Genomic DNA, 14,401 nt, shown 5'->3' on the forward strand with positions numbered 1-14,401 from the left:
TAATTCCCTGAAATAACAAAGCAAATCGTCATTAATGGCATATTATTCCATTTAATATTTACAGTGATATGACTAACAAATTGTCTGGATATTTTGGCTAAAAATGAATATGTATGCGAGAATATGCAAATAGATTTGTTAAATAAGTAAGAAGACATATGCGCAATACCGAAAAACAAGACAACTTAGTTCGCGCTTTTAAAGCTTTACTAAAAGAAGAGCGTTTTGGCTCTCAAGGTGAGATTGTAGATGCACTCAAGCACGAGGGCTTTGAGAGTATCAACCAGTCAAAAGTCTCGCGTATGTTAACCAAGTTTGGTGCCGTTCGAACTCGCAATGCGAAAATGGAGATGGTTTACTGTCTGCCCGCAGAATTAGGTGTACCAACCGTTTCTAGCTCACTGAGAGAGTTAGTACTAGATATTGACCACAACAATGCATTGGTTGTTATCCACACCGGCCCTGGCGCGGCACAGCTCATTGCTCGCCTACTCGACTCGCTAGGTAAGTCGGAAGGTATCCTTGGCGTGGTTGCGGGCGATGACACCATCTTTATTACTCCTACATTAGCAGTGACGACCAAGCAGTTGTTTGAATCTGTGTGCGAACTGTTTGAATACGCTGGATAATGTCTTAAGTTTCATAAACATTAACTATACGAATGGATCATGACCAGTTATTAAGTTCGTGATCCATCTCACATCCTAGAATATCCATCTTCCTCCCTAAAAAACCACATAACTATTTGATTTTAAAAAATCTAGTTGCAAATAAAACGTTATATCTGTGCATCAATGTTTAGACTTTTTCGCTATAAGTTTTAACATTCGAGTAATTTACTGCCAATTTTTTGATATTATTCAGCCACTTTTTCATCACATGGATTGAAAAAGGTGCCGTTTCCAAAGAGGAAACTCCAGAAGCAACTACACTTGTTTCAGGGTTAATAATGAATAAAGGAAGGGAAATTCATGGCATTTACCAAACTTCTTAAAGTTGGTGCGATTGCAGCTGCTGTAATGGGCGCTGGCGCAGCTAACGCTCAAGAGTTCATCACAATCGGTACTGGTTCTGTAACGGGTGTTTACTACCCTACAGGTGGTGCGATTTGTAAACTAGTGAACAAAGGCCGCAAAGACCACAACATCCGTTGTTCAGTAGAATCCACTGGTGGTTCAATCTACAACGTTAACACTATCCGTGCTGGTGAACTGGATTTCGGTGTTGTTCAATCGGACTGGCAATACCACGGTTACAACGGTACAAGTAAGTTCAAAGATCAAGGCGAGTACAAAAAACTACGCGCTATGTTCTCTCTACACACAGAACCGTTCAACATCATTGCTCGTACAGACGCAGGCATCAATGGCGTAGCTGACCTAGCAGGTAAGCGCGTAAACATTGGTAACCCTGGTTCTGGTGACCGTGCAACTATGGGTGTTGTAATGGACGCTATGGGTTGGACTAACGACAGCTTCAAGCTAGCGTCTGAGCTAAAAGGTTCTGAGCGTTCTCAAGCACTTTGTGATAACAAGATTGATGCATTCATCTACATGGTTGGTCACCCGAACGGTTCAATCAAAGAAGCAACAACATCTTGTGACGCTAAGCTAGTATCTGCAACTGGTCCTCAAATCGACAAGATCGTTGCTGAGAACCCATACTACGCATACAGCACAGTTCCTGCTGGTATGTACCGCGGCACAGATGCTGACGTAAACAGCTTCGGTGTAGCAGCGACGATGGTAACAACGTCTGACGTATCAGACGATGTTGCTTACAACGTTGCAAAAGCAGTATTTGAAAACTTTGACACGTTCAAGCGTCTTCACCCTGCATTTGCAAACCTGAAGAAAGAGGACATGGTACAAGCTGGTCTTTCTATCCCTCTACACCCAGGTGCTGAAAAATACTACAAAGAAGTGGGTCTTCTGAAGTAATCCATCTTCAAACCTACTCTATCCAATAAGGAGGCGAGCCCTCCTTATTGGCTTTTCACGCTTTATAAAAAGAACCTAAGTGAAAAGAGACAAACTTTTAAGTCTCTCCAATTTGGAGAACTTACCTTCGTATCAAGCCTAAGACACTGTCGATCAAAAACACATTTTCTTGTCAGTTCACTACACTAGATAGGAAGAAAAATTACGTATCGCTGTGACATGCGAAAAGGCTAGACCATCAATAATAAGGATAAAGTACATGACGCAGACAACATCACCGTCTTCTGATGTGCAAGAAATGGTGGCACAATCAGACACTGGAGCACGTAGCCCGAGCGGCATGCAAGGTCGTATTCTGTGGTTTGTGCCGCTATGTTGGTCATTGTTCCAACTTTGGTATGCATCTCCGCTACCGTTTATTTTTGACTTCGCTGTATTGAATGATACTCAAGCGCGTGCCATTCACCTCACGTTTGCTATCTTTCTTGCATTTACTGCTTACCCAGCACTAAAGAACTCTCCGCGCGACTACATACCAGCATTTGACTGGGTATTAGCGCTTGCTGGTAGTTTCTCTGCTGCTTATATCTACATTTTCTATACGGAGCTGGCTGGCCGTTCAGGTGCTCCAACGACCTTTGATATTGTGGCAGCAGTAACCGGTATGGTACTGCTACTGGAAGCAACTCGACGTGCACTTGGTCCACCGCTGATGGTGGTTGCGGCCGTATTCCTGCTGTACACGTTCGGCGGTCCATACATGCCCGACGTGATTGCGCACAAAGGTGCCAGTCTAAACAAAGCGATGTCACACCTATGGTTAACGACTGAAGGTGTATTTGGTGTTGCTCTAGGTGTTTCTACTTCATTCGTATTCTTGTTCGTACTCTTTGGTGCGATGCTAGAACGTGCGGGTGCAGGTGCTTACTTCATCAAAGTTGCATTCTCGCTGCTTGGCCACATGAAAGGCGGCCCTGCAAAGGCGGCTGTTGTTGCTTCAGGTCTATCAGGTCTAGTTTCAGGCTCTTCAATTGCTAACGTAGTAACCACAGGTACCTTCACGATTCCATTGATGAAACGTGTTGGCTTCCCAGGTACGAAAGCGGGTGCAGTTGAGGTAGCGGCTTCAACCAACGGACAACTCACACCGCCAATCATGGGTGCAGCAGCATTCTTGATGGTGGAATACGTGGGTATCTCTTACGTTGAAGTTATCAAAGCGGCACTACTGCCTGCTCTTATCTCCTACATCGCTCTGATTTACATTGTTCACTTAGAAGCGTGTAAAGCGGGCATGACTGGTCTTCCTCGCCGTCACACACCAACTGTGGTTCAAAGCCTACTGTCGTTCACTGGCACGATTTTAGGTCTATGTATTATCAGTGCTGTGGTTTACTACGGTGTTGGTTGGACGAAAGATGTGTTTGGCGCAGCTGCGACGCCTATCGTGACAGTAGCTCTGCTTCTCTCTTACCTTGGTCTCGTTCGTATCTCAGCAAAATACGCTGAAGAGGGTGGAATTGAAATCGATGAAAACCTAACTGAGGTTCCAGATCCAGGTCCAACCATCAAGTCAGGTCTACACTACCTACTGCCTATTGTGGTTCTTGTATGGTGTCTAACTGTTGAGCGTTTCTCTCCAGGTCTATCGGCATTTTGGGCAACCGTGTTTATGATCTTCATCCTGATCACTCAGCGTCCATTGATGGCGATGATGAACAAGTCTGACGATCTTGTAGCTCAAACCAAAGAAGGCTTTGTTGACCTAGCAGAAGCATTGGTTTCAGGTGCTCGTAACATGATCGGTATCGGTGTTGCGACTGCTGCGGCTGGTACTGTGGTAGGTGTGGTAACACTTACCGGTATCGGTCTAGTTATGACTGATTTCGTTGAGTTTATCTCAGGTGGTAGCATCCTACTCATGCTGCTGTTTACTGCGGTAATTAGCTTGATTTTAGGTATGGGTCTACCGACAACAGCAAACTACATTGTTGTTTCAACCCTGATGGCTCCGGTAATCGTAACCCTAGGTGCAGCACACGGTCTGATCATTCCACTGATTGCGGTTCACCTGTTCGTGTTCTACTTCGGTATCTTAGCGGATGATACACCGCCTGTAGGTCTTGCTGCCTTTGCAGCCGCAGCGATTGCTAAATCGGACCCAATCCGTACCGGTATTCAAGGCTTTACCTACGATATCCGTACTGCAATCTTGCCGTTCATGTTCATCTTCAACACCCAACTACTGTTAATGGGCATTGATTCATGGTGGCACTTAGCACTGACGATCTTCTCATCGGTAGCAGCGATGTTGATCTTCTCTGCCGCAACACAAGGTTGGTGGTTCACTAAGAATAAATGGTGGGAAACGGTACTCTTACTTGTACTTACTTTCTCGTTCTTCCGTCCAGGCTTCTGGTGGGACATGATCTACCCAGCGAAAGTTCTTTCACCTGGTGTTGAGATTGCGCAAGTTACTGAGCAGCTAAATGTAGGACAATCTATCGAACTAAGAGTCGGTGGTGAGAATCTAGAAGGCGACTACTCAGAGAAGACGGTTCGTCTGCCATTCGATGACAACGCAGCAACGGCTGACGAACGAATTTCATCAATGGGTCTAATGCTAACCGAGGCTGACGGCAAGATGATTGTCGACATGGTTGAGTTTGGCAGCCCTGCTGAAGCGGCAGGCATCGATTTTGATTGGGAAATTAAATCAATCATTCAAGATGCTGACCGACCAATGAAAGAGTGGGTATTTGTTCCAACTCTACTCATTCTCATTGGCTTAGGTATGAACCAAAGAAGACGTGCTCGTAAGGATGAGATTAGCGCGTAACGATGGGAAGTGAAGGTGTTCAGAACACTTTCACTTCTGTATTACACGGAAAGGATAGTACGGCGCTAGACTCGCTCAGCGCCGCTAAACGAAAGAGACAAAAACATGTACAGACAAATCCTTGTTCCAGTTGATCTTAACGACAAAGGCTTCTCAGACAAAGCCGTTGAACTTGCAGTATGGCACGCTAAAAACAGCAACGCAGAAATTCACCTTTTGAACGTTCTGCCTGGCATTCACATGTCTATGGTAGCGTCTTACTTCCCGAAAGATGCAGCAAACCAAATGAAGCAAGACGTAAAGCGTCAGCTTAAAGAGTTTGCAGACAAGTACATTGACGACGAAGTGATCTACAAAGTACATGTGGCGGAAGGCAAGACCTACTCGACCATCCTAGACCATGCTGAAAAGCTAGGCGCAGACCTTATCGTTATGCCAAGCCACAAGCGCTCTAAGATTGATAAAGTGGTTCTAGGCTCGGTTGCTAGCAAAGTTGTACAGAACTCTCCAATCAACGTGTTGGTTGTGAAGCCACAAGGCTAAATTTCTTCAGTACAGAAACACAAAAGGTTGGCTTTTATGCCAACCTTTTTTATTGCTTTGATTTCAACAAACAGAGCCTAAACAACTCGATTTTGAGTGTTTCCTGCCACATATGCATCGATATTATCGATTAGAATATCCGACAACTTTTGTATCGCGCTATCACTGCCCCACGCTACATGAGGTGTCAGAATCAGATTAGGTAACTCACTGTTTGCGAGCAAAGGATTAGACTTATCTGCAGGCTCAGCGGTAAATACATCAACGCCCGCACCAGCAATCTCTCCTCTGCGTAATGCTTCAACCAGCGCCAGTTCATCCACTAACCCACCACGACCTGCATTGATCAACACACAGTTTGGCTTCATCATCTGAAACTCTTCACTCGAGATGAGGTTCTCTGTCTGAGCCGTCAACGGACAGTGTAGGCTGATGGCATCCACAGTTCTCAGAACGTCCTCAAACGGCATGTACCCCTCTCGGCATGTACTCGCTCCCTTACGCTCAGCAAATACCACCTGCATGCCTATCGCTTTAGCCAACAGTGCGGTCGCTTGACCCAGACTACCGCTACCCAAAATACCTAACCTGCTACCCGCAATATCTTGGATTGGATGAGTGAAAAAGCAAAACTGTTTATCTCGCTGCCAAACATCATCTTCGATGTCTTGATGGTAACCTTTAAGATTACGTTTTAAGGCAAACAGCATAGCGATGACATGTTCAGGTACAGACTGAGTCGCATAGCCCTGAATGTTACTGACTGAAATCGCATTACTTTGGCAATACTCTAAATCAATGTTGTTTACACCCGTGGCAGAGACTGCGATAAAGCGCAATTTAGAGGCGGATGATAGGTTAGATGCATTCAGCACTACTTTATTGGTGATAACAACCTCAGCATCTTCAATTCGCTCGGCGACTTGATCTGGCTGCGTGAAATCATACTCAATCCATTCATGCTCAAAACTCAGCGGTTTTAGTACGATCTGAGATGGGATGGTAGCCCTATCGAGAAACACCACCTTAGGTTTACTCATTGCTCTTCCTTGTTTCAATATTCGTCTATTAATCCATTCTAACCCTTAAGCCTTTTGTAGTCTGGTAGCTCTGGCTCAATATCAAAATGTTGAGTGATCTGTGGTTTCGCGTCTGGGTAAAAGTCACAAGGGACAAAGGCGGTGAACAGTTGGTCATTAGCAGGATGATAAAAACTAAGCTCACATGCATGAAGCTCTAATCGCTGAGAGTAACTAAGTGCCGGCTCCGTTGCATAAAACTCGTCTCCGACAATCGGATGACCCAGTGCCATAGTATGAACACGCAACTGATGAGAGCGGCCAGTGATCGGTAACAAACGTAACAAGGTCGTATGTTCCTCACGCTGCGCCACTTGATAGCGAGTTTGAGAAGGCTTTCCGTGCTCATAGCAGACTTTCTGACGAGGCCTATTTGGCCAATCGCAAATCAAAGGCAGGTCGACTTCTCCCTCTGTTAACTCTACTTTCCCCCATACTCGAGCGTAATAAAGCTTGTGAGTTAATCGATACTGAAACTGCTTCTTTAAATGACGCTCAGCCTCTTTATGCTTAGCAAACAGCATTAGGCCCGAGGTCGACATATCTAGGCGATGCACCGCTTGAGCCTGAGGATACTTATCAATAACTCGACTCCACATACTGTCGTAGTACTGCGGCTCTCGACCAGGGACAGACAGCAACCCTGATGGTTTGTTTACCACTAAGATATCTTCGTCTTCCACCACAACCTCAATCCAAGGTTCTGTCGGAGGGTTGTACTCAATTAAAACCATAGTGTGCCTTCTGTTGTGTCGTCATCATTTGATTTGTCTATTCAAAATAGAGACATATAGTCATTCGGATAAAAAAAGGCCTTCATAAAGAAGGCCCTAATCGATACGCTTTAGCTCACGAATTAGTTATGAGAAACCACAATCAAGCGCAGCGAATCAAGCTGAACCTGAGCTTTGGCAATGTAGCCTGTTAGCTCTTCGATTTGTGTCTCAATCACTTGTAGCTCTTCATCGCGAATGTTTGGATTCACCGCTTTCAATGCTTGCAGACGCTCTAGCTCGCCATTAAGGTTCGCCTGCATCTCTTTCTGAGCTTGCTCACGAACTTCTTCAACTTTAGGTAGCACTTGCGCTTCACCCGCTTCAATCAGCTTATGAATATCCGCTTGAACCGAGTTCACCAACTTGCTTGCTAAATGACGGTTCACAGGGCTTAATTGACGGTTAAACCCTTCAAACTCAACCTGTGAAGAGAGATCATTGCCGCGGCCGTCCATCATCAGACGAATCGGTGTCTTAGGTAAGAACTGGCTGATGCCGCTGCGCTTAGGTGCTTGTGCATCAACAAGGTAAACCAACTCTAGAAGAATCGTACCGACAGGTAGTGCTTTGTTCTTCAACAGTGACACAGCAGACGTACCCACACCTTCACTCAGAAGTAAGTCGATACCGCCTTGAATCATTGGGTGTTCCCAACTGATGAAGTTCATGTCTTCACGAGAAAGTGCCGTATCACGGTCAAAGGTGATCGTTGCACCTTCGTATGGCAGACCTGGGTAGCTTGGTACCATCATGTGCTCAGATGGTGTGACTACCAGAGCGTTTTCACCCTTATCGTCTTGGTTAAGACCGATGGTGTCGAACAGGCTAAGTGCAAAGGTCACTAAGTTAGTATCGCCATCAGTAGAGGCAATCTTGTCAGCGATTTCCGCTGCTTTCTCACCACCGTTTGAGTGCATCTCTAGCAGTCGGTCACGACCTTTCTCAAGGTCAGCTTTAAGACTCTGGTTGAGCTTCGCTGACTCTTCAATCACTTCGTCTAGCTGCTCAGTGTTGCCCGATGCCAGCATCTCAATCAGGCTTTCAGCGTACTTGTCGTAAACCGTGCGACCCGTTGGGCATGTCTCGCCAAACGCATTCAGACCTTCATCAAACCAACGAGCGAGAATCGCTTGAGAGGTACCTTTAAGATAAGGAACATGGATATCGATATCACGCTGCTGACCGATACGATCAAGACGACCAATACGCTGCTCTAGCAGATCTGGGTTAAATGGCAGATCAAACATGACGAGTTGGTTAGCAAACTGGAAGTTACGACCTTCAGAGCCAATCTCACTACAGATCAGAACCTGAGCACCGCCCTCTTCTTGAGCAAAGTAAGCCGCTGCTTTGTCACGCTCTAAGATCGACATCCCTTCGTGGAACACCGTTGCACGGATCCCCTCACGCTCACGTAGCGCCTGTTCAAGTTGCAATGCTGTGCTCGCACGCGAAGCGATCACTAGGATCTTCTCGCTACGCTTGTCTTGAATCTTGTCTAGCAACCAGTTTACGCGTGAATCGAACTGCCACCAGCTTGACTCTTCCCCTTCAAACTCTTGGAAGATCTCTTCTGGGTAAAGCATCTTCATTGCGCGTGCTTCTGGTGTCATCTTGCCACCGATCATGCCTGATACACGCATTGATGTGGTGTACTGGCTTGGGATCTCCATTGGCAGTAGATGAACGTTACGCTTAGGGAAACCTTTAATCGCTGCACGAGTATTTCTAAATAGAACGCGACCTGTACCGTGGCGATCCATTAAATTATCAATCAGCTCTTGGCGAGCAATTGCCTGCTCTTCTTCTGGGCTATCGCCTTCGATAACACGGAATAGCGGCTCAACGTCCTGCTCAGAAAGCAGTTCAGTGATTTGATTTTTCTGACTATCTTCTAGCTTGATACCAGAGAACAATGCCGTTACCGCATCTGCAACAGGCGCGTATTGCTCTTCTTCTTCAACAAATGCGTCGTAATCATAAAAGCGATCAGGGTCCAGCAGGCGCAGACGAGCAAAGTGGCTCTCACGACCCAGTTGCTCAGGTGTCGCGGTCAGTAGCAGCACGCCCGGAGTGTTTTCAGCTAAACCTTCCACCACTTGGTATTGGCGGCTCGGCTTATCTTGGCTCCACTCAAGGTGGTGAGCTTCGTCGACAACCAATAGATCCCACTCGCCTTCCAAAGCTTGCTCGTAACGTTTACGGCTCTTGCGCAGGAAGTCGAGTGAACACAATACATATTGCTGAGTATCAAATGGGTTGTCTGATTCAGCAAAGGCTTCAATACAGCGCTCTTCATCGAAGATAGAGAAATGTAGATTGAAACGGCGCATCATCTCTACCAACCACTGATGCTGCAGAGTTTCTGGTACCACAATCAGGATACGCTCAGCACGACCAGAAAGGACCTGCTGATGAATAATCATACCTGCTTCGATGGTTTTACCTAGACCTACTTCATCGGCAAGTAGAACGCGAGGTGCGTGACGACGACCAACTTCATGAGCAATGTAAAGCTGATGAGGAATAAGACCTGCACGCATGCCACATAGGCCACGCATAGGGCTCTTATGTTGCTGGTATTGATTGCTCAATGCACGGTAGCGCAGAACAAAGTTGTCCATGCGATCAATTTGACCGGCATAGAGCTTGTCTTGAGGTTTGTTAAAGCGGATCTGGTTACTTAGGAAGATCTCACGCAGAGAAACACCGCTCTCATCGCTATCTTGACGAGTACCTAGGTAGGTAAATAAGCCTTTCTCTTCAATCACCTCTTCAACCGACAGTGACCAGCCTTCTTGACATTCAATAACATCGCCAACATTAAACGTTACTCGGGTTACGGGAGCGTCAGTGCGTGCGTAAACACGATTCTCTTCTGACGCGGCAAACATTAGTGTCACTGTGCGAGCATCCATTGCTACAACGGTACCTAAACCTAAATCGCTCTCCGTATCGCTTATCCAGCGCTGCCCCAAAGCAAATGTCATGAATCGACTACCTCAATCTTATCTATGGAATTTGGTCATTTAAGCCATCAATTTCTTATCGGAACTTTGCAATTCCTAGAATAAAAATATAGCTAAAAATGCTTCATTTGCAGCCACATTTCAGTCAAGCGAATCAGATTCTATTGATTGAGAATATGGTGCAGAAAAAGGTCGCTAATCTTACTTGATGCTGTGATTTAGGTCACGCCAAAAGGTGATGATTTCATGCTTTTTTTCCGATTTCGTCTGTGCAATCAAACTGTCAAAAAAGCATGGCTATTCTAGAGAGCAAAGATTGCTGTTTTTGCATGAATGAACCATATTTAGAGTATCGGCAATATGGTGACATTCCTCTGGCTAAAGTTGGGCTAGGTTGTGAACTAACATGCTCATTAGGCTGTGATCCTAGCTGGCTTTATCCACGTTTATCTGTGATACAAGAAGCCGTATCTGGCAAGGAGATGCTATGGGCGAGACCAATCGGAAGCTATTTGTTCTAGACACCAACATTCTACTTCATGAACCCTTCGCAATTTTTTCATTTCAAGAGCACGACGTTGTTATCCCGATGACAGTTCTTGAAGAGCTCGACCGAATCAAAGACAGCAAAAGAGATGTCGCGCGCGACGCAAGAATCGCAATTCGCGCGCTAGAAGACCTATTCAGAGACGCAACCCCAGATCAAATCTCTGAAGGTATCCCATTTTCCAAAGACTTAAGCAGCGCCTCAGGCAGCATTTCAATTCTTGCAGATTATGAGCTGCAAGAGAGCATCAAGGCATTCGCCGACGACAAAGCCGGTGACAACCGCATTCTTAATGCCGTTCTCTATCTTCAAAATAAACGCGCGCCACGCGAAGTGGTGCTCATCACTAAAGACATCAACATGCGCCTGCGTGCCAAAGGTGCCGGAGTACGCTTTGTTGAAGACTATCAAACAGACCAACTGATTGATGATATCCAATATCTAACTAAGGGCTTTCAAACAATCGAGGGGGCGTTCTGGGATGGCATTGATAACGTTGATAGCCGAACTCTCGGTGGAAAAACCTACCACACCATAGCTCGAGCTCCCTTTGAGCCGACGTTTATCAACCAATATGTGATTGATGAAGAGAGTGACTTCGCGGCTCGTGTTGCAGAGATAGAACCGGAAACCATCACACTGCAAGACATGAGCCGTGAGCGCTTGATGAACCGCCGAGCATGGGACATCACGCCTAAGAACATCTATCAAGGGATGGCGATTGATGCGCTGCTCGACCCAGATATCGATCTGGTTATCCTCACCGGAGCCGCTGGTAGTGGTAAGACACTGCTTGCGATGGCTGCAGCCCTTGAGCAAACCATTGAGCGCAAACAGTTCGATAAGATCATCGTGACCCGAAACACGCCGGACATCGGTGAGTCGATTGGTTTCCTCCCCGGTACCGAAGAAGAGAAGATGCTGCCTTGGCTCGCGGCAGTCACCGATACCCTAGAAGCACTGCATAAGAATGATCACTGCACAGAGGGGTCGATGAAATACATCTGTGACAAGGCCAACATCCAATTCAAGTCGATAAACTTTATGCGTGGTCGCTCAATTCAGAACGCCTTCGTACTACTCGACGAGTGCCAAAACCTGACAGCCTCGCAAATCAAGACCATCATCACTCGTTGTGGCGAAGGTACCAAGATCGTCTGCTCGGGTAACCTAGCGCAGATCGACTCTTCCTACTTAACGCCAGTGACGTCTGGCTTAACCTATATGGTTGAGCGCTTCAAAGACTTTGAAGGCAGCGCCAACATTCACCTAAATGGCGTGGTGAGAAGCCGATTAGCGGAGTTTGCTGAAGAGAACATGTAATCCTGAAACTCACTAACAAATACGAAAAAGCGCCTCACAAGAAGGCGCTTTGTTTATTCATGAGGTGAGCTTAAATTACTCAGTACCACCGACAGTGAGTGAGTCTAGCTTCAACGTTGGCTGACCAACACCAACCGGAACACTTTGACCTGCTTTACCACACACACCCACGCCGCGGTCGATGCTTAGGTCATTGCCGACCATCGACACTTGCTGCATCGCTTCAATACCAGAGCCAATCAATGTTGCGCCCTTCACTGGGTGAGTGATCTTGCCGTTTTCAATCATGTACGCTTCAGAAGCCGAAAATACAAACTTACCTGAGGTGATATCAACCTGACCACCGCCAAAGTTTGGCGCGTAGATGCCTTTATCAACGGTTGCGATGATCTCTTCTGGCGTGTGTTCGCCTGGCAACATGTAAGTGTTCGTCATACGAGGCATAGGAAGATGAGCGTAAGACTCACGACGACCATTACCCGTCGGTGCCACACCCATTAGACGAGCGTTGAGCTTATCTTGCATGTAGCCTTTCAATACACCGTTTTCAATCAAGGTATTGTATTGACCATTCACACCTTCATCATCGACATTCAAAGAGCCGCGAAGGTTAGTCAATGTGCCATCATCAACGATCGTACATAGGCTAGATGTGACTTGCTCACCAATTTTACCTGAGAAAACAGAAGACTCTTTACGGTTAAAGTCGCCCTCTAAGCCGTGACCTACCGCTTCGTGCAGTAGTACACCCGGCCAGCCAGAACCGAGAACCACAGGCATAGCACCCGCAGGCGCAGCAACTGCTTCAAGGTTAACAAGAGCCTGACGAATCGCTTCATCTGCAAATTGATACGCCACTTGAGTGCCATTATCGTCGCTTAGGAAGAAGTCGTAACCAAAGCGGCCACCACCACCCGCGCTACCGCGCTCACGACGATCGCCTTTCTGTGCTAATACACTAATAGATAGACGTACCAGTGGGCGAATATCGCCTGCATAAGTACCATCGGTTGCCGCCACTAGCATCTGCTCGTGTACACCGCTCAGGCTAATCGATACTTCCGTCACCATCGGCTCTTTGGTACGAATATACGCATCTAGCGCTTTAAGCAGTTCGGTTTTTTGTTGCTTTTCCCAGCTTGCTAGCGGGTTTACCGCATCATAGTACGCTTGGTTCATGTTTCGTTTAAACGCATGTACCTTGCCGTTTTGGCCCTGCTTTGCAATACCACGAGCCGCAATCGCACTCTGCTTAAGACCTTCTAGCTGAATTTGGTCTGAATAAGCAAAACCTGTCTTTTCACCCGCAACCGCACGAACACCAACGCCGCAATCGATATTGAATGATCCATCTTTGATGATGCTGTCTTCTAGGACAAGAGACTCATGCCAGCTAGACTGAAAGTAGATATCAGCATAATCAATTTGGCGGGTAGCAATGCTCGCCAATGTATCTGCGATATTTTGCTCCGTAAGCCCCGTCGGGTTAAGTAGCGCTTCTTCAATTTGATTGATGCTCATAAATGGCTCTTATTTGTAATTAAAATTGGTTTGTAAATCGAGAGTGTTGAACGATCGGCATATTCTGTCTAATAGGCTCACAGCTGGTTGTATCGAGTTCGACAACCATACTTTTCGGCTCTTGGCCGAGTTGAGCGACCACTCTCCCCCATGGGTCTATCACCATGGAGTGTCCCCAGGTCTCTCGCTGACAAGGATGCTTACCACCTTGCCCAACTGCGACGACCCAAGATTGTGTTTCTATAGCTCGGCAGCGCAATAAAGCTTCCCAGTGCGCTTCACCAGTTACCGCTGTAAAAGCAGCAGGGACTAAAATAATTTGAGCGCCCTGATTTCTTAATTCAGAGTAAAGATGCGGAAAGCGCACATCATAACAAATACTCAAGCCCAAGTGACCGAAAGGCGTTTCCGCCGTGACAACACGCTCACCGGGAGTAAAAATATCGGACTCTCGATAACATTTGTGCGCATCCGCAACATCAACATCGAACATGTGCAGCTTGTCGTAATGGGCTACGACTGAACCAAAATCATCAATCACAAGTGAGGTGGTCGTCACCCCTTTGGCAGCCTTAATAGGCATGCTACCAATCACAATCCAGATTCGGTGTTGTTTGGCGAGTTCGCACACCTGCGCTTGTAAGGGCCCATCACCTAATGGCTCTGCGTGTTGATGGTAATCTTGCTTGCTACCGAACACCAATGCATTTTCTGGGCAAACCACCCATTTGGCACCATGTGCTTTGCACTTGATAATCTCTTGAGCGAGGAAACGTAAGTTCTCGCTCGGATTCGGCCCTGAAGTCATCTGAATCAAGCCAACACTGTCCATGTGTTTTACTCCTATTTCATCCTTTATTCAGT

10 protein-coding genes are annotated in these 14,401 nt (G+C 46.5%); 5 read left to right on the forward strand and 5 right to left on the reverse strand.

Translation table 11 applies throughout. The features are described from left to right. The first annotated feature begins 158 nt into the window (after positions 1–158). The 4 genes from argR to L1D60_RS14530 all read left to right on the forward strand — a co-directional run bounded on the left by argR (position 159) and on the right by L1D60_RS14530 (position 5,322). Positions 159–629 (forward strand): transcriptional regulator ArgR, encoded by a 471-nt coding sequence (gene argR / locus L1D60_RS14515; protein ID WP_032553023.1) that lies wholly within the window; start codon positions 159–161, stop codon positions 627–629. 342 nt (positions 630–971) lie between these two features. After that, a complete protein-coding gene (locus tag L1D60_RS14520; RefSeq protein ID WP_239841681.1) occupies positions 972–1,940 on the forward strand; it encodes a TAXI family TRAP transporter solute-binding subunit in 969 nt (322 codons plus the stop codon). A 259-nt stretch (positions 1,941–2,199) separates the two neighbouring features. After that, positions 2,200–4,779 (forward strand): TRAP transporter permease, encoded by a 2,580-nt coding sequence (locus L1D60_RS14525; RefSeq protein ID WP_239841683.1) that lies wholly within the window; start codon positions 2,200–2,202, stop codon positions 4,777–4,779. Between the two features lie 105 nt (positions 4,780–4,884). Beyond that, complete coding sequence (locus L1D60_RS14530) at positions 4,885–5,322, forward strand: universal stress protein (protein ID WP_239841685.1); 438 nt, start codon at positions 4,885–4,887, stop codon at positions 5,320–5,322. A 77-nt stretch (positions 5,323–5,399) separates the two neighbouring features. Here the strand turns inward: L1D60_RS14530 and L1D60_RS14535 are convergent, their stop codons facing one another. The 3 genes from L1D60_RS14535 to rapA all read right to left on the reverse strand — a co-directional run bounded on the left by L1D60_RS14535 (position 5,400) and on the right by rapA (position 10,167). After that, positions 5,400–6,362, reverse strand: a complete 963-nt coding sequence (locus L1D60_RS14535) for a D-2-hydroxyacid dehydrogenase (RefSeq protein WP_239841687.1) — start codon at positions 6,360–6,362, stop codon at positions 5,400–5,402. A 38-nt stretch (positions 6,363–6,400) separates the two neighbouring features. Then, positions 6,401–7,135 (reverse strand): bifunctional tRNA pseudouridine(32) synthase/23S rRNA pseudouridine(746) synthase RluA, encoded by a 735-nt coding sequence (gene rluA / locus L1D60_RS14540; RefSeq protein ID WP_239841689.1) that lies wholly within the window; start codon positions 7,133–7,135, stop codon positions 6,401–6,403. A gap of 122 nt (positions 7,136–7,257) precedes the next feature. Beyond that, entirely contained in the window at positions 7,258–10,167 is a 2,910-nt protein-coding gene (gene rapA / locus L1D60_RS14545) for an RNA polymerase-associated protein RapA (RefSeq protein WP_239841691.1), read from the reverse strand. Positions 10,168–10,633: 466 nt separating this feature from the next. Between rapA and L1D60_RS14550 the strand changes: the two genes are divergently transcribed. After that, the gene (locus L1D60_RS14550) at positions 10,634–12,016 is read left to right on the forward strand and encodes a PhoH family protein (protein ID WP_239841693.1); all 1,383 of its coding nucleotides are present in this window, start codon (positions 10,634–10,636) and stop codon (positions 12,014–12,016) included. Positions 12,017–12,091: 75 nt separating this feature from the next. Here L1D60_RS14550 and tldD read toward each other — a convergent pair whose 3' ends face one another. Together tldD and L1D60_RS14560 are read right to left on the reverse strand one after the other, a co-directional pair. Next, entirely contained in the window at positions 12,092–13,537 is a 1,446-nt protein-coding gene (gene tldD, locus L1D60_RS14555) for a metalloprotease TldD (RefSeq protein ID WP_239841695.1), read from the reverse strand. A 19-nt stretch (positions 13,538–13,556) separates the two neighbouring features. Continuing rightward, complete coding sequence (locus L1D60_RS14560) at positions 13,557–14,369, reverse strand: carbon-nitrogen hydrolase family protein (RefSeq protein WP_239841698.1); 813 nt, start codon at positions 14,367–14,369, stop codon at positions 13,557–13,559. Positions 14,370–14,401: the final 32 nt, after the last annotated feature.

The organism is Vibrio sp. Isolate30 (genome assembly GCF_022397975.1).
Lineage (GTDB): Bacteria > Pseudomonadota > Gammaproteobacteria > Enterobacterales > Vibrionaceae > Vibrio > Vibrio fortis.

Bases quoted from the DNA above. Each gene is read 5' to 3' on its own strand.
- L1D60_RS14550 (WP_239841693.1), top strand. From the start codon at position 10,634: ATGGGCGAGACCAATCGGAAGCTATTTGTTCTAGACACCAACATTCTA.
- rapA (WP_239841691.1), bottom strand. From the start codon at position 10,167: ATGACATTTGCTTTGGGGCAGCGCTGGATAAGCGATACGGAGAGCGAT.
- L1D60_RS14530 (WP_239841685.1), top strand. From the start codon at position 4,885: ATGTACAGACAAATCCTTGTTCCAGTTGATCTTAACGACAAAGGCTTC.
- L1D60_RS14525 (WP_239841683.1), top strand. From the start codon at position 2,200: ATGACGCAGACAACATCACCGTCTTCTGATGTGCAAGAAATGGTGGCA.
- rluA (WP_239841689.1), bottom strand. From the start codon at position 7,135: ATGGTTTTAATTGAGTACAACCCTCCGACAGAACCTTGGATTGAGGTT.
- tldD (WP_239841695.1), bottom strand. From the start codon at position 13,537: ATGAGCATCAATCAAATTGAAGAAGCGCTACTTAACCCGACGGGGCTT.
- L1D60_RS14520 (WP_239841681.1), top strand. From the start codon at position 972: ATGGCATTTACCAAACTTCTTAAAGTTGGTGCGATTGCAGCTGCTGTA.
- L1D60_RS14560 (WP_239841698.1), bottom strand. From the start codon at position 14,369: ATGGACAGTGTTGGCTTGATTCAGATGACTTCAGGGCCGAATCCGAGC.
- L1D60_RS14535 (WP_239841687.1), bottom strand. From the start codon at position 6,362: ATGAGTAAACCTAAGGTGGTGTTTCTCGATAGGGCTACCATCCCATCT.
- argR (WP_032553023.1), top strand. From the start codon at position 159: ATGCGCAATACCGAAAAACAAGACAACTTAGTTCGCGCTTTTAAAGCT.